Here is a 15025-nt window from a genome sequence, read left to right as displayed (position 1 = left end):
GGGGTGATCGACTTCGTCAAGGACGTGCGCCTGTGGTTCGCGCCGCAGCGGGTGAGGGACGAGGGCGCGACCCCCGACTACCGGTTCTCGCTCGCCAACGAGCGGACCTTCCTGGCCTGGATCCGGACCGCGCTCGCCCTGGTGGGCGGCGGATTCGCGGTGGACCAGTTCCTGCCGGACCTGCGCTGGGGGGTGCGGGTCGGGATGTCCCTCGCGCTGCTCGCGGTGGGCGCCGCGTGCGCGCTGCGGGCGGTGAACCACTGGGTGCGGTGCGAGCGGGCGATGCGGCGGGGCGAGGACCTGCCGATCTCCCGGTTCCCGGTGGTGCTGAGCCTGGGGGTGGGGCTGGTCGCGGTGTCGATGGTGCTGGTGGTGCTGATGGGCTGGACGAGCCGGCCGTGACGGCCTCGGGTGCGGCGGGCCGCGACGCGGGGCTGCAGCCCGAGCGGACCCGGCTGGCGTGGCGGCGTACGACGCTGGCGTGCTCGGTGACGGCGGTGCTGGCCCTGCGGACGGCGCTGCGCGGGTCGGGCTCCGCGGTGGAGGTGCTCGGGGCGGCGGTGATCGTGCTGATCTGGCTGGCGTTCCTGGCGATCGCGCACCGCCGGGTGCGGCAGCTGGCGGCGGCCCGGCCACCGGGGCTCGCGCCGCGGGTGGCGCTGGCGGCGGTGGCGTGCACGGTGGCGCTGTCCGTGTTCGCGGTGGCGGTCATCTTCTGAGCTGCCTGTCGGATGATCCGGCTTGTCCGCGCCGCCCGGAACAGAACGGGCGATAAGGGATGTTCCGCATTAGCCTCGGCGCCATGACGACCATGCACCGGGAACACTCCACCCACGCGCACGCCCACGGCCCCGACTGCGGGCACACCGAGGTCTCCCACAGGGACCACGTCGACTACGCGCACGACGGCCATCTGCACCGCGAGCACGCGGGGCACTGGGACGAGTGCGAGCCCGCGGGGCACGCCGCCCACGAGGACCACGACCACGCCCACGGGCCGGCCTGCGGGCACGAGGCGGTGCAGCACGGCGACCACGTGGACTACGTGCACGACGGGCACCGGCACGCCGAGCACGACGGCCACTACGACGACCACTGACCCCGCCCTCCCCCGGCGCCGCCGCGACTGGCAGGATGCTGACCGCTTGTCAGAGCGACCCGGGGAGAGCACGCATGACCGCCGAAGAGCCGTACCTCGTCCAGCCCGCGACCGGGGTGTACGCCTACGTCCAGCCGGACGGCGGCTGGTGCCTGAACAACGCCGGCTTCGTGAGCGACGGCGGCCGGACCCTGCTCATCGACACCGCGGCCACCGAGCGGCGGGCCCTGGCCCTGCGCGAGGCGGTCGTGGCGGCCGGGGTGCCGCTGCCGCGCACGGTGGTCAACACCCACCACCACGGCGACCACACGTACGGCAACGCCGTCTTCGCCCCCGAGGCGCTGATCCTCGGGCACGACAACGCGCGCACCGAACAGATCGCGGCCGGGCACCAGCTGGAACTGATCTGGCCGGCCACCGATTTCGGCTCGGTCGAGATCACCGCGCCGGACCTCACGTACAACGACCGGATGACCTTCCACCTCGGCGAGACGGAGGTCCGGGTCATCCACCCCGGCGTCGCGCACACCACCGGGGACTCGATCGTGTTCCTGCCGCGGCAGGGCATCGTCTTCACCGGCGACCTGGTCTTCGCCGAGGGCACGCCCTTCCTGGCGATGGGCTCGCTGGCCGGTTCGCTGCGGGCGCTGGAGCTGCTGCGCTCGCTGGGCGCGGAGACCGTCGTACCGGGGCACGGGCCGCTGACGGACCCGTCGGCGTACGAGGCCACCGAGCGCTACCTGCGGTACGTGGCCGAGCTGGCCCGGGAGGGCCGGGCCAAGGGGCTGAGCCCGCTGGAGGCGGCGCGCGAGGCCGATCTCGGCGAGTTCGCGGCCTGGCGGGAGAGCGAGCGGCTGGTGGCGAACCTGCACCGGGCGTACGCGGAGCTCGCCGGGGGACCGGAGGGGGCGCCGCTGGACATACTGGCGGTGCTCCAGGACATGACGGTGATGAACGGCGGGACGCCGATCCTCTGCCACGCGTGAGCCGGGGTGCGGGCCGGAGGGGACCCCCCTCCGGCCCGCACTCGTTCGCCGTGCGCACTGGACGACATACCGACTGGTCGGCATGATGGCACTCGTTCGTTCCTTCTCGTCCACTCCGCACGGAGGTGCGCACCATGACCTCAGCGTCAGAGTCCGCTTCGCCCGGCCCCCGGGGCCTCGACCTGGAGCGGCTGCGCGGCCATCTCGACCGGGCGCGGCCCGGGCTCGTGGCCGGGGCGCTGCACGGTCGGCTGATCGAAGGAGGGCGGTCGAACCTCACGTACGAGATCACCGACGGGGCCGGCCGCTGGGTGGTGCGCCGCCCTCCGCTCGGGCACGTCCTGGCCACGGCACACGACATGAAGCGCGAGCACCGGGTCATCCGGGCGCTGCACGGCACGGCCGTGCCGGTGCCCGAGCCGGTGCTCCTGTGCGACGACGAGTCGGTCCTCGGGGCGCCCTTCTACGTGATGGAGTACGTGGACGGGGTCCCGTACCGCAGCGCCGGCCAGCTCGCCGGGCTCGGGCCCGAGCGGACCCGGCGGGCGGTGCTGGGTCTGGTGGACACCCTGGTCGACCTGCACGCGGTGGATCCGCAGGCGGTGGGCCTGGCCGACTTCGGCCGCCCCGAGGGCTTCCTCGACCGGCAGCTGCGGCGCTGGGGCAAGCAGCTCGACGCCTCCCGGGGGCGTGAGCTCGCGGGCATCGACGAGCTGCACGCCGCGCTCGGCCGCTCGCTCCCCGTCTCCCCGGCCCCGACCGTGGTGCACGGGGATTTCCGCCTGGACAACGTACTGATCGGCGGCCCGGACGACACGATCCGGGCGGTGCTGGACTGGGAGATGTCCACGCTCGGGGATCCGCTGACCGATCTCGGGCTGCTGGTGATGTACAGCTCGGACCTGGGGCTGACGGACTCCCCGGTCAGCACGACGAGCGGCGCTCCCGGCCACCCGACGCCGGCCGAGCTGATCGAGAGGTACGCCGCCCGCTCCGGGCGGGACACCGGCGCGATCGCCTGGTACACCGCCTTCGCCTGGTTCAAGCTCGCCGTGATCCTCGAGGGCATCCACTACCGCTACACGCTCGGGCAGACGGTGGGCGCGGGCTTCGACCGGATCGGCGATCTGGTCCCGGTGTTCATCGAGCACGGTCTGACCACCCTCCAGGGCCTCCAGCCCTTCGAAAACGGCCAGGAAGGCTGAGACACACCCATGGACTTCGCATTCGACGCCCGGACCGAGGAACTCCGCGAGCGGCTCCTCGCGTTCATGGACGAGTACGTGTACCCGGCGGAACCCGTCGCCGCCGAGCAGCGCGCACGGCTGGCCTCGCCCTGGGACACCCCGGCCGTCTTCGGTGAACTGAAGGCCGAAGCGCGCCGTCAGGGCCTGTGGAACCTGTTCCTGCCCGACGCGGAGCACGGCGCCGGGCTGACCAACCTGCAGTACGCCCCGCTCGCCGAGATCACCGGCCGCAGCCCGCACCTGGCGCCGATGGCGACCAACTGCGCGGCCCCGGACACCGGGAACATGGAAGTGCTCGCACAGTTCGGCAGCGAGGAGCAGAAGAAGCAGTGGCTGGAGCCGCTGCTGGCCGGGGAGATCCGGTCCGCCTTCGCGATGACCGAGCCGGAGGTGGCCTCCTCGGACGCGACGAACATCGAGACGCGGATCGAGCGTTCGGCGAGCGGTGGCGGGGCCGACGAGTACACGGTCACCGGACGCAAGTGGTTCATCTCCGGGGCCATGAACCCGGACTGCAAGATCTTCATCGTCATGGGCAAGACCGACCCGGAAGGCGCCGATCCGCGCCGCCAGCAGTCGATGATCCTGGTCCCCCGCGACACCCCGGGTGTCGAGGTGCGCCGCGCGATGACCGTGTACGGGTACGAGGACCACGACCACGGCGGCCACGCCGAGGTGGTCTTCGACGGGGCCCGGGTGCCGGCCGCCCACCTGATCGGCGAGGAGGGCGGCGGCTTCGCGATCGCCCAGGCCCGCCTCGGCCCGGGCCGGATCCACCACTGCATGCGGCTGATCGGCATGGCGGAGCGGGCCATCGAGCTGATGTGCCGGCGCGCGGTGGGCCGTACCGCCTTCGGCAAGGAGCTGGCCGCGCAGGGGGTCGTCCAGAACTGGATCGCGGACGCCCGGGTCACGGTGGAGCAGCTGCGCCTGCTGGTGCTGAAGACGGCCTGGCTGATGGACACGGTCGGCAACCGGGGCGCGCACACCGAGATCCAGGCCATCAAGATCGCGACCCCGCGGGCGGTGGTGCGGATCCTGGACGACGCGGTGCAGCTGCACGGTGCGGGCGGGGTGAGCCAGGACTTCCCGCTGGCCGAGCTGTGGGCGGCGGCGCGGACGCTGCGGCTGGCGGACGGGCCGGACGAGGTGCACCAGCGCTCGCTGGCGCACCGGGAGCTGAGGAAGTACGCGGGCCGCTCCTGAACGTGCAGAAATCGTGCAGGAGTTCGTCCGAACTCATGTGCGGCGTGAAGGCGGTGCGGGGGGCCTTTCAAGAAACCTTGTTGAACAACCCCGAACCGCCGGTACGTTCTTGATTTGCGCCTGTCAATCGGAACAGGGTTCTCCAGAAAGTTTGACGCCCCACACGTCAGCAAGAGGAGAACTCTCCAGATGGCAACTCACAAGCGCTCGCGCACTTTCCGGTACGCGGCGGTCGGCACGGGAGCCGCGGCCGCGGCCGCCGTGGCCCTGATCGCCAGCCCCTTAGCGGGGGCGGCGACACCGGCCGAGGGCACGGTCTACGGACTGGGCGCACCCGGTGCGATCAGCGGTAGCTACGTCGTCATCCTCGACGCATCCGCGAACAAGGAGGAGCTGGCCAAGAAGTACGGCGGCGAGCTGAAGCGCACGTACAGCTCCGGGGTCAACGGCTTCTCGGCCGCCGGGCTGAGCGAGACCGAGGCCAAGCGGCTCGCCGCGGACCCGGCCGTCGGCAAGGTCGTGCAGAACAAGAAGTTCACCATCAAGGCCACCCAGGACACCCCTCCGTCATGGGGTCTGGACCGGATCGACCAGACGGCCAAGGCGGGCGACAAGAAGTACGCCTATCCCGACAGCGCCGGCGAGGGCGTGACGGCGTACGTCATCGACACCGGCATACGGACGACCCACAAGGACTTCGGCGGCCGTGCGACGTCAGGGTTCGACGCGGTGGACAACGACGACAAGGCCGACGACGGCAACGGCCACGGCACGCACGTCGCGGGCACCATAGCCGGGACCGCGCACGGCGTCGCCAAGAAGTCGAAGCTGGTCGCGGTGCGCGTGCTGGACGACAACGGCTCCGGCACCACCGAGCAGGTGGTCGCGGGGATCGACTGGGTCACCCAGCACCACTCGGGCCCCTCGGTGGCGAACATGAGCCTGGGCGGCGGCGCGGACGAGGCGCTCGACGAGGCGGTACGGCGGGCCATCGCCTCGGGTGTCACCTTCGCGGTGGCGGCGGGCAACGAGTCCGCCGACGCCGGACAGGGCTCCCCCTCACGGGTTCCCGAGGCGATCACCGTGGCGTCGAGCACCATCGACGACGAGCAGTCCTCGTTCTCGAACTTCGGCTCCGTGGTGGACCTGTACGCGCCGGGTTCGGACATCACGTCCGACTGGAACGACAGCGACACCGGTACGAAGACCATCTCGGGCACCTCGATGGCCACCCCGCACGTGGTGGGCGCCGCGGCGGTCTACCTGGCCGGGCACCCGTCCGCGACCCCGGCGCAGACGGCCGCGGCGCTGACGGCCGCGGCCACGAGCGGGGCCGTGACCAACCCCTCGGCGGGCACGGCGAACAAGCTCCTGAAGGTCGCCCCGTAGCCGACGGCCCCGTACGCTCCGGGTCGTGATCCATTTCAAGGTGGCTGCAGAAGGCCCCGACCCGCTGTCCGTGTGGTTCGAACCGCTCGCCTGGGAGGTGGTCCTCGATCCGGGGGACCACCTCCTCGTCGCGTGGCCGGACTACAGCCCCGGTCCGCAGCTCGCCCCGGTGTTCCGCCACGAGCCGGGATGCCTGTCGATCCTGGAGCCGAACTGGATACCGGGCAGCGAACCGGGCTACGCGCGGGTCTGGAACTCCGCCGGCGAGGAGATCACGTACTAGGGGGTGGCCCTGGGGACCTGGGGACCTTAGGGGCGCAGGGCGCGCAGCAGCAGGTCGGCGAGGTGATCGGCGACCTGCTGCGGCGTGAGCGGACCGTCCGCCCGGTACCAGGTGGACAGGTGGTGGACCGAGCCGAAGTGGTAGTCCACCACCAGGTCCGCGGGGGTGGCGGTGGAGAACACCCCGGTGCGCTGGCCTTCCTCGACCAGCGCCCGGAACCGCTCGTGGTAGCGCCGGCGCTCCGCCCGCACCTGCTTGAACTTCTCCGGGCTGAGCTGGTGCATCGACCGGAAGAAGATCGCCGCGTCGTCGAGGTTCTCGATGGTGGTGACCACGACGTCGGCGGCCGCGGCGCGCAGCCGCTCCTCGACCGGGGCGCCGGAGGCTGCCACCACGTCGAGGCGCTGCTGCTGGAGGCGCAGCATCCGCGCGTACACCTCGTGCAGCAGGTCGTCCTTGGATCCGAAGTAGTGGTAGAGCGCGCCCTTGGTGACTCCGGCCGCCTCGACGATCTCCTGGACGGAGGTGCGGTCGTAGCCGCGCTCGGCGAAGAGCCGGGTGGCGACGGCCAGCAGCCGCTGCGGCACCGGGGTCTCGTGCGTGCCCTCGGGCTCCGTGGTCCTGGCAGCCATGGCGCTGACCTTCCCTTCCTGTTCCCTGGTCCGTGAGACCAGCCGTGCGACCAGCCGTGGGAGCCGCTGTACGACCGTACGGCTGTTTTCAGCCTCGGTCGCACAGTTCCCGTCGCAGGATCTTGCCACTCGTCGTCTTCGGCAGGACAGGCAGGATCTCCACTTGGCGCGGGTACTTGTACGCGGCGATGCGCGCGGCGCAGTACGCGGACAGCTCCTCCGGCTCCGCCGAGGCGCCGGGGCGCAGGCTCACGTACGCCTTCACGCTCTCCCCGCGGTACGGGTCCGGGACGCCGACCACGGCCGCCTCGCGCACGGCGGGGTGGGTGTAGAGCACGTCCTCGACCTCGCGGGGCCAGACCTTGAACCCGGAGGCGTTGATCATGTCCTTCTTGCGGTCGACGACGTAGAGCCAGCCGTCCGCGTCCATGAAACCGACGTCGCCGGTGCGCAGTTCGCCGTCCGGGAAGGCCTTGGCGGTGTCCGCGGGCAGCCCCCAGTAGCCGGGGACGACCTGGGGTCCGCGGACGGCGATCTCGCCGGTCTCGCCGAAGGGCACCTCGGCGCCCTGCTCGTCCAGGATCCGTACGAGCGTGTCGGCGCCGGGCAGGCCCACGGAGAGGGTGCCGGAGGCGGGGTCCACCGGGGCTTCGAGGTGTACGGGCACGGAGGCGCAGGGGGCGGTGCACTCGGTGAGGCCGTACCCGTTGCGCAGGTAGAAGCCGTAGGCGGCGCGGAGGCGCTCGACGAGGGCGGGCGGGAGCGGGGCGCCGCCGGAGGAGAGCACCCGGAAGGAGGCGAAATGGTCCGCGGTGGCCTCGGGGTGGGCGGCGAGGGCCATGAAGGCGGTGGCCGGGCCGACGGTGTAGGCGGGGCGGTGCGCGAGGAAGGCGTCGAGGACGACGCCGGCGTCGAAGCGGTGGGCGAGGACGAGGGTGCCGGCGTTGGCGAAGCAGGCGCCGAGCTCGCAGACCATGCCGGTGATGTGGAAGAGGGGGGCGAGGGCGAAGTAGGTGGCGCCCTCGGGAAGGGGGTGCCCGGTGACCTGCCGGACGGCGTTGTGGGTGAGCGCCCCGTGCGGGTTCATGGCGCCCTTGGGGGTGCCGCTGGTGCCGGAGGTGTAGCTGATGAGCGCGGTGTCGGCGGCGGTGAGGGCGGGGTCCGGCGGGGCGGGCCGGCCCAGGCGGGCCACGGCGGTGAGGTCGGCGGGGGTGAGGCCGGAGGCGGTGCGGTCGGAGGCCGTGCGGTCGGCGAGGGTCACCGGGGCGACCGCAGCGACCTGCCCCGCGTCCCGCCCGGCGGTCGGAGCGGCGTCCCGTTCCGTCGGCACAGGCTCCGGCGGGGTGAAGACGCGCGGGTCGTTCCGGGTCTGGAAGTCCCGGTCCGAGGCCGTCAGGGCGACCCGTACGGCCGTGCCGCGGACCGCCTCGGCCGCGTACGCCGTCCACGCGCGACCGTCGCAGACCAGCGCGGCAGCCCCGGAGTCGCGCAGGATGTGCCCGATCTCGCCTGATTTGTACATGGGGTTGAGCGGGACGACCACCGCTCCGGCCTTCCAGGCGGCCAGGACGGCGAGCACGAAGTGCGGGGTGTTCTGGAGCATGACGGCGACCCGGTCGCCGCGGCCGATGCCGTGCGCGGCGAGGTGGCCGGCGACGGAGTCGGAGAGCGCGTCGGTCTCCGCGTAGCCGATGCGGCCGTCGAAGTAGGCCAGCGCGGTGCGCTCGGGGGCCCGGGCGACGGCCTCGCGGAAGGCGTGCAGCAGGCTGGGCGGCGGGGAGACCGGGGCGCGCTGGGCCGGGCTGAGCAGGCCCAGCCACGGCTTGGCGGCGTAGCGGGAGGGCCGGGCGGGCGGGCTCGGCGGCGTCACCTGGTCTCCCATTTCTGCTGGATGTGGTTCATGCCGGTGAGCCAGCGGTCCGGTTCGGTGGCCCGGGCGGCGTAGTAGTCCGCCACCTCGGGGTGCGGGAGGATCAAGAACCGGCCCTTCTCCATGCCGTCGAACAGTGCGTCCGCAACCGGTTCCGGCTCGATCGCGGTCGGCGCGAGGACGAGTTCGCCCGCCGAGCCCGCTGCCGTCAGCATGTCGGTGCGGACCCCTTGCGGGCAGATAGCGTGGACCTGGAGGCCGCGGTGGCGGTAGGTCAGCGAGAGCCACTCCGCGAAGGCGAGCGCACCGTGCTTGGTGACACTGTACGGCGCCGCCCCGATCATGGTCAGCAGCCCTGCGGCCGAGACGGTGGACACGAAGCGCCCGCTCCCGCGCTCCAGCCAGTCGGGCAGCAGCAGCCGCGCCGCGCGGACGTGCGCCATGACGTTGGTGTCCCAGGCCGCCTCCCACACGGACTCGTCGGCGAACGCGTCGCCGCCCGACCCGAGTCCGGCGTTCGCGCAGTAGACGTCCACCCGGCCGCCGAGGGCCTCGCGGGCCTCCGCGACGACGGCCGACGCGTCGCCCGGCACCGCGATCGCCCCGGCCCCGATCTCGCCCGCCACGGCGGCGGCCTTGGCTGCGTCGAGGTCGTTGACCACCACCGTGGCCCCCTCGGCGGCGAAGCGGTGGGCGAGGGCGGCGCCGATGCCGCCGCCCGCGCCGGTGACGACGACTCGCTGGTCCTGGTACGCGCTCACGGGATCACCTTTCATGGCGTTCATGGCGTTCATGGCGTTCATGGCGTTCACGGCGTTCATGGCCGGATGCCGGGCAGACTAACCGGTCGGTATGTCGGGGTGGAAGAGGGACGGCACCTAGCGTGGCCGGATGACGCTGTCGCGACGGGGGCTGCTGGGACTGGCGGGGACGACGGGGGCCTTGGGTGCCCTGGGAGCGGTCGGCGCGGCGCCGGGCACGGCCCCGGACCACGCGGACGCGGCCGCCGAGCGGGTGCGCACCGGCTTCGAACAGCTCGCCGCCGACGGGTACGGGCTGCTCGCCGGCCGGCGGGTGGGGGTCGTCACCAACCCCACCGGGATCACCGCCGACGCCCGCCACCTGGTCGACGTACTGCACGCGGACGCGCGGGTGAAGCTGGTGGCGGTGTTCGGGCCGGAGCACGGGTTCCGCGGCACCGCGCAGGCGGGCGACTCCGAGACGGCCGGGCGCGATCCGGCGACCGGGCTGCCGGTGTACGACACGTACGGCAAGAGCGGCCAGAACCTCGCGGACGTGTTCACGGCCGCCGGGATCGACACCGTCGTCTTCGACATCCAGGACGTCGGGGCGCGCTTCTACACCTACATCTGGACCCTGTACGACTGCATGCGCGCGGCCGCGCTGGCCGGCAAGGCGGTGGTGGTGCTGGACCGGCCGAACCCGGTGGGCGGCCGGCGGGCCGCCGGGCCCGTACTGCAGAGCGCGTACGCGAGCGGCGTGGGCCGGGAGCCGATCGCGCTCGCGCACGGGATGACGGTGGCCGAGCTGGCCCTGCTGTTCAACGCCGAGTTCCTGGCGGCGAAGCCGGTCAGCCTGAGCACCGTCCGGATGACCGGGTGGCGGCGTGACTCCTTCTTCGGGGCGGCCGGGCTGCCCTGGGTGCCGCCGAGTCCGAACGTGCCGACGCCGGACACGGCCCTCGTGTACGCCGGAACCTGCCTGTTCGAGGGCACCAACCTGTCCGAGGGGCGCGGGACGACCACGCCGTTCGAGGTGGTCGGCGCGGAGGGCGTGGACCGGCGCTGGGCGGAGGCGGCGCAGGCGCTGGGGCTGCCCGGGGTGTGGTTCCGGGAGGCGTACTTCACGCCGACCTTCTCCAAGTTCACCGGGAAGGTGTGCGGCGGGGTCCGCCTGATCGTGCACGACCGGGCGGCCTTCGACCCGGTGCGGGCCGGGATCGGGCTGCTGGTGACCGCGAAGCGGACGTGGAGCGGCTTCGCCTGGCGCTCGGACCACTGGATCGACCAGCTGACCGGCTCGGACCGGGTGCGGAAGATGGTGGACGCGGGGGCGGGGGTCGAGGAGATCGCGGGCGACTGGGCGGCGGGGCTGGAGCGGTTCGCGGAGGTGCGGGGGCGGTACCTGCTCTACCCCTGAACCCGCGTGGACGCGTGTCGATCCGTGTGATGACCCGTGAATCCTCGTGAATTCTCGTGAATCCGTGGGCTGCACGGGTCTGGCCGGGTAAGGGCGACGGCAGGATGCTGGACGGCACCGGAGAGACGGCGCGGAGGGGACCTCATGTCGGATGCAACGGCGGCGGGCGGCGGGATCGGGGTCGGTCCGTACGCGGAGCTGACCTTCGATGCCGAGGGTGACGTGGACCCGGGCACCCGGGATGCGGTGGCCGCGCTGGAGGCCACCGACCTGCTGGTGTTCGCGCACGGCTGGAACAGTGACCGGGCGACCTCGACCCGGCTCTTCGACCGCTTCTACGCGCCCTTCCCCGGGCTCGTGGGGTCGGGGGTGCGGCTGGGGTACGTGGGGGTCGTCTGGCCCTCGATCCGGTTCTCGGACGAGCCGATACCGGACTTCGACCCCCACGGCGCGCTCGCGGAGCCGGGCCACGGGACGGCCCTGGACCCCGCCACGCTGCGGGCGCTCGGGGAGTTCTGGCCGGGGCGGGTGGCGGAGCTGGACCGGGTCGCCGAACTGTTGGAGGACCGGCCGGAGTCGGCGGCGGCCTTCACCGAGTTCGGGGCGCTGGTACGGGAGCTGGCGGGCGTGGACGTGGTGGATGCGGCGGGTGCGGTGGGTGCGGTGGGTCTCGCCGGGCCGGGTGCCGCCGTCGCCGGGCCGGCCGTACGGGACGTGCCCGCCCTCTTCACGCTGGACGTGCTGGAGGTGTGCCGCGCCCTCACCGAGGGGCTGGTCGAGGCGGGCGCGCCGTCCGGGGACGCCGCCGGACCCGGCTTCTCCCCCGGCGGCGGCCTGCACGCGCTGTGGAACGGCGCCAAGGAGCTGCTGCGGCAGGCCACGTACTACCAGATGAAGAAGCGGGCCGGGGTCGTCGGCGAACGAGGCCTCGGGCCGGTGCTGGCCGAACTGGCGGGCCGCCGACCGGCCTTGCGGATCCATCTGATCGGGCACAGCTTCGGGGCCCGGGTGGTCTCCTTCTCCCTGCGCGCGGTGCCGGACGGCGCCCGGTACGTGAAATCCGCGACCCTGCTCCAGGGGGCCTTCTCCCACTACGCCTTCACCGACCGGCTCCCCCACGACAAGGGCAGCGGCGGCGCCCTGCGCGGGATGCAGCGCAGGGTCGACGGCCCGGTGGTCGCCTGCCACTCCCCGTTCGATTCGGCCCTCAAGGTCTTCTACCCGCTGGCCTCGCGGATGGCAGGGGATTCGGCCGGTCTCCTCGGCTTCGACGAGCGGTGGGGCGCGATCGGTCACGACGGGGTGCAGGCGGTGCCCGGCGCGCCGCGGCTCACCCTCGAAACGGCCCTGCGCGCGGGGGTCCCCGAGGCCGGTTGCGTCAGTGTGGACACCGGGTCCGTGGTGCGCCGCGGCGGTCCGCCGTCGGGGGCGCACAGTGACATCTGCCACGAGGAGCTGGCCCGGCTCGTGGTTGCCGCGGGGCGCATGGGGCGCTGACATCCGGCCACGTGCCACCCGTACGCCTCGACCGCCCCCGCATGCGCCCGCACCCGGCCGGGCATGTTGGGCACATCTCACGGTGCGTCGTCGTTCGACCTAGTACGACGCCCCCCCGGTGCGGGCGTGGGCGCGACGGAGGTGAAGGTGTGATGGCGGGATTCCGAAGTCTGGCGTACCAGGTGCGGGACGCACGCAATGACCGTGCCCTGCGGCGCCATTCGCTGCGCCGCTGCCTGGAGCGGTTCGCTCCGTACGGGCACCGGGCGACGTGGTGGCATCTGTGCGACCGGCACGGCATCGCACCCGAGGACCGGGGGGCCGATCCGCTGCGGCTGGTGGCGGCGTTGGAGGAGCTGGAGGACGCGCGGGCGGTCTGGCTGGAGTACGAGCGGCAGTTCGCGGAGCGGCGGCGGCGGGAGAAGCACCACGGGCTGCGCCGGCCCGAGTGGGCCTGGGGCGGCAGCGGGGACGCGGTGGTGCGCTGCGCCGATCCGGGGGTGCGGCCGGACGGGACGCTGGGCGAGGTGCTGCGGCGGCTGGTCGCGGCGCTGGAGTCGGAGCCGGGGACGGGGTGCCCGGTCTGCGGGGAGCAGGAGCTGCGCTGGCCCGCGCACGGGCCGGGGCAGAGACGGGGGCCCCGTTCGGGGCATCGCACCTGGGAGGGTGCCTGGGCCTGGGACGGTCCGGTGTGCGCGGGTTGCGGGATCGTCGTGCCGAGGCCGGCGCTGGCGGACGTCGTGTCGATGACGGACCCGGCTTCGGCGGGGGCGGCGTGATCCGGCGGGGACTCGGGGTGGCGCGGTGACGGGGCCGGCTTCGGCGGAGGGGCCGGTCTCCGCGGAGGGGCCGGTTTCGGTGTCCGTGTCGCTGAACGGGGCGCGCGGCGGCGCCGAGGGCGGTGCCGTGCCCCTGTCCCCGCCGGACCTGGTGGAGTCGGCGCTGGCGGCGGTGGCCGCCGGGGCCGGGGAGGTGCTGGTCCATCCGCGGACCCCGTGCGGCCGGGAGAGCCTGTCGCCCCGGGTCGTGGGGCCGCTGCTGGAGGCGATGCGGGGCGCGGGGGTCTCCGTACCGCTTTCGGTGTCCGCGGGGATCGGGGCCGAGCCGGATCCGGCGGGGCGGCTGGAGCGGGTCCGGTCATGGACGGTGCTGCCGGACCGGGCGGTCGTGCATTTCGCGGAGCCGGGGGCCGAGGAGCTGGCGCGGGCCCTGCTGGCGCGTGGCGTGGCCGTGGACGCGGTGGTTCCGCTGGGCGGGGAGGCGGACGGCGGGCTTGCGGCGGAGCCGGGCGCCGGGCCGGGGACCGAGCCCGGGCCGCTGGCGCGGTTCCTGGCCTGGCCGGTACGGGATCCGGCGCGGATCCGGCTCGCGGTGGAGCTGGCCTCGGCCGATCCGGCGCTGATGGCAGGGCTGAGGTGGCTGCCGCCGGTACCGCTGCTGCTGTTCGGCCGGGAGGCCGCCGCCTGGCCGGTGCTGCGGCTGGCCGCGCGGTGCGGTGCGGGCGCGCGGATCGGCGTGGGCGACGTACTGCACCTGCCGGACGGCCGCCCGGCGCGGTCGAACGCCGAGCTGGTGGCGGCGGCCCGCGAGATCGCCGGTGCCGCGGCTACAGCCGGGAGCCGGTGAGCCGGTCGCCGAAGACGTCGTCCGGATTGGACAGGGCGCAGTTCTTCAGCGAGAGGCACCCGCAGCCGATGCAGTCGGTCAGGTGGTCGCGCAGCCGCGCCAGCTGGGTGATCCGCTGCTCGAGTTCGGCGCGCCAGGCCTCCGAAAGCCGGGCCCAGTCCTCCCGGTTGGGGGTGCGCCCCTCGGGGAGCTGCGCGAGGGCGTCGCGGATGGCGGCGAGCGGGATCCCGACGCGCTGGGCCGCGCGCACGAAGGCCACCCGGCGCAGGGCGTCGCGGCTGTAGCGGCGCTGGTTGCCGGCGGTGCGGCGGCTGCTGATCAGGCCCTTGGTCTCGTAGAAGTGCAGCGCGGAGACGGCCGCGCCGCTGCGGGCGGACAGCTGGCCGACGGTGAGCTCGTGGATTTTTTCGGGAATCTGCGGCACGAGGCCGAGGGTAGTCGGCCGGTCCGACATTCGTTGACAGACGTGTCGTTGACAGATACATGCGGCCCCAGCATGCTGAGCAGCGCGCTGAGCAAGCGCTTATTCGCCCGACATCGCCAGGGAGAGGGAGACGCATGGCCGAGCCGAGGATCTTCACGTCCGCCGAGGAACTGCGCGCAGGGACCGGGGAACCGCTCGGTCCGAGCGGGTGGTTGGAGGTGGACCAGAAGCGGATCGACCTGTTCGCCGATGCCACCGGCGACCACCAGTGGATCCACGTGGACCCCGAGCGGGCGGCGGGCGGACCCTTCGGCTCCACCATCGCCCACGGATATCTGACGCTGTCGCTGCTGCCGAGCCTGGTCCCGCAGATCATGCGGGTCGAGGGGATGAAGATGGGCATCAACTACGGCACGAACAAGGTCCGTTTCCCGGCGCCGGTCCCGGTCGGCTCGCGGCTGCGCGCCACCGCCGTGATCACGGAGGTCACGGAGGCGGGCGGCGGGGTCCAGGTCACGGCGACGGTCACGGTCGAGCGCGAGGGCGGCGACAAGCCGGTGTGCGTCGCGGAGTCGTTGTCCCGCTACTACTTCTGAGCCGCTCCCG

Annotated in this window: 17 protein-coding genes; 13 read left to right on the top strand and 4 right to left on the bottom strand. The window is 73.3% G+C overall.

The features are described 5' to 3' along the window. The first annotated feature begins 3 nt into the window (after positions 1–3). The 8 genes from ACFXGI_RS04265 (at position 4) to ACFXGI_RS04230 (ending at position 6210) form a co-directional block, all read left to right on the top strand. On the top strand, positions 4–402 hold the full coding sequence (locus ACFXGI_RS04265; protein ID WP_384703031.1) for a YidH family protein: 399 nt from the start codon (positions 4–6) through the stop codon (positions 400–402). After that, positions 399–719, top strand: a complete 321-nt coding sequence (locus tag ACFXGI_RS04260) for a DUF202 domain-containing protein (protein WP_384703028.1) — start codon at positions 399–401, stop codon at positions 717–719. The genes ACFXGI_RS04265 and ACFXGI_RS04260 overlap by 4 nt, the downstream gene beginning before the upstream one ends. Positions 720–802: 83 nt before the next feature. Then, entirely contained in the window at positions 803–1099 is a 297-nt protein-coding gene (locus ACFXGI_RS04255; protein ID WP_384703025.1) for a hypothetical protein, read from the top strand. 74 nt (positions 1100–1173) lie between these two features. Further along, entirely contained in the window at positions 1174–2085 is a 912-nt protein-coding gene (locus ACFXGI_RS04250; RefSeq protein ID WP_384703022.1) for an MBL fold metallo-hydrolase, read from the top strand. Between the two features lie 134 nt (positions 2086–2219). Next, on the top strand, positions 2220–3290 hold the full coding sequence (locus tag ACFXGI_RS04245) for a phosphotransferase family protein (RefSeq protein ID WP_384703019.1): 1071 nt from the start codon (positions 2220–2222) through the stop codon (positions 3288–3290). 9 nt (positions 3291–3299) lie between these two features. Next, on the top strand, positions 3300–4538 hold the full coding sequence (locus ACFXGI_RS04240) for an acyl-CoA dehydrogenase family protein (RefSeq protein ID WP_384703016.1): 1239 nt from the start codon (positions 3300–3302) through the stop codon (positions 4536–4538). A gap of 189 nt (positions 4539–4727) precedes the next feature. Further along, positions 4728–5927, top strand: coding sequence for a S8 family serine peptidase (locus ACFXGI_RS04235; RefSeq protein WP_384703013.1), 1200 nt, complete (start codon positions 4728–4730; stop codon positions 5925–5927). A 25-nt stretch (positions 5928–5952) separates the two neighbouring features. Next, entirely contained in the window at positions 5953–6210 is a 258-nt protein-coding gene (locus ACFXGI_RS04230; RefSeq protein WP_030163053.1) for a hypothetical protein, read from the top strand. A 26-nt stretch (positions 6211–6236) separates the two neighbouring features. On the opposite strand, the gene ACFXGI_RS04225 is transcribed toward ACFXGI_RS04230, so the two are convergent. The 3 genes from ACFXGI_RS04225 to ACFXGI_RS04215 all read right to left on the bottom strand — a co-directional run bounded on the left by ACFXGI_RS04225 (position 6237) and on the right by ACFXGI_RS04215 (position 9488). Then, positions 6237–6842 carry a TetR/AcrR family transcriptional regulator gene (locus ACFXGI_RS04225; protein WP_384703010.1) on the bottom strand — a complete coding sequence of 202 codons (606 nt, stop codon included), beginning with the start codon at positions 6840–6842 and terminating at the stop codon, positions 6237–6239. 88 nt (positions 6843–6930) lie between these two features. Continuing rightward, positions 6931–8724 carry an AMP-binding protein gene (locus ACFXGI_RS04220; protein WP_384703007.1) on the bottom strand — a complete coding sequence of 598 codons (1794 nt, stop codon included), beginning with the start codon at positions 8722–8724 and terminating at the stop codon, positions 6931–6933. Beyond that, positions 8709–9488, bottom strand: coding sequence for an SDR family oxidoreductase (locus ACFXGI_RS04215; RefSeq protein WP_384703430.1), 780 nt, complete (start codon positions 9486–9488; stop codon positions 8709–8711). Before ACFXGI_RS04215 ends, ACFXGI_RS04220 begins: the two co-directional genes overlap by 16 nt. Before the next feature lie 115 nt (positions 9489–9603). On the opposite strand from ACFXGI_RS04215, the gene ACFXGI_RS04210 reads away from it, so the two are divergent. From ACFXGI_RS04210 to ACFXGI_RS04195, 4 genes are all read left to right on the top strand, one after another. Then, a complete protein-coding gene (locus tag ACFXGI_RS04210) occupies positions 9604–10872 on the top strand; it encodes an exo-beta-N-acetylmuramidase NamZ domain-containing protein (protein WP_384703004.1) in 1269 nt (422 codons plus the stop codon). A gap of 144 nt (positions 10873–11016) precedes the next feature. Then, positions 11017–12369 (top strand): serine-threonine protein kinase, encoded by a 1353-nt coding sequence (locus ACFXGI_RS04205; protein ID WP_384703001.1) that lies wholly within the window; start codon positions 11017–11019, stop codon positions 12367–12369. A 152-nt stretch (positions 12370–12521) separates the two neighbouring features. Then, positions 12522–13148 (top strand): hypothetical protein, encoded by a 627-nt coding sequence (locus ACFXGI_RS04200; protein ID WP_384702998.1) that lies wholly within the window; start codon positions 12522–12524, stop codon positions 13146–13148. A gap of 79 nt (positions 13149–13227) precedes the next feature. Continuing rightward, the gene (locus ACFXGI_RS04195; RefSeq protein WP_384702995.1) at positions 13228–13995 is read left to right on the top strand and encodes a 3-keto-5-aminohexanoate cleavage protein; all 768 of its coding nucleotides are present in this window, start codon (positions 13228–13230) and stop codon (positions 13993–13995) included. On the opposite strand, the gene soxR is transcribed toward ACFXGI_RS04195, so the two are convergent. Further along, entirely contained in the window at positions 13976–14419 is a 444-nt protein-coding gene (gene soxR / locus ACFXGI_RS04190; protein ID WP_030860370.1) for a redox-sensitive transcriptional activator SoxR, read from the bottom strand. The genes ACFXGI_RS04195 and soxR overlap by 20 nt on opposite strands. Positions 14420–14553: 134 nt before the next feature. On the opposite strand from soxR, the gene ACFXGI_RS04185 reads away from it, so the two are divergent. Further along, on the top strand, positions 14554–15015 hold the full coding sequence (locus ACFXGI_RS04185) for a MaoC family dehydratase (protein ID WP_384702992.1): 462 nt from the start codon (positions 14554–14556) through the stop codon (positions 15013–15015). Positions 15016–15025: the final 10 nt, after the last annotated feature.

This window comes from Streptomyces sp. NPDC059355 (genome assembly GCF_042752335.1).
In the GTDB taxonomy this organism is placed as follows: Bacteria; Actinomycetota; Actinomycetes; order Streptomycetales; family Streptomycetaceae; genus Streptomyces.
This window is presented reverse-complemented; position numbering and strand designations above follow the sequence as displayed.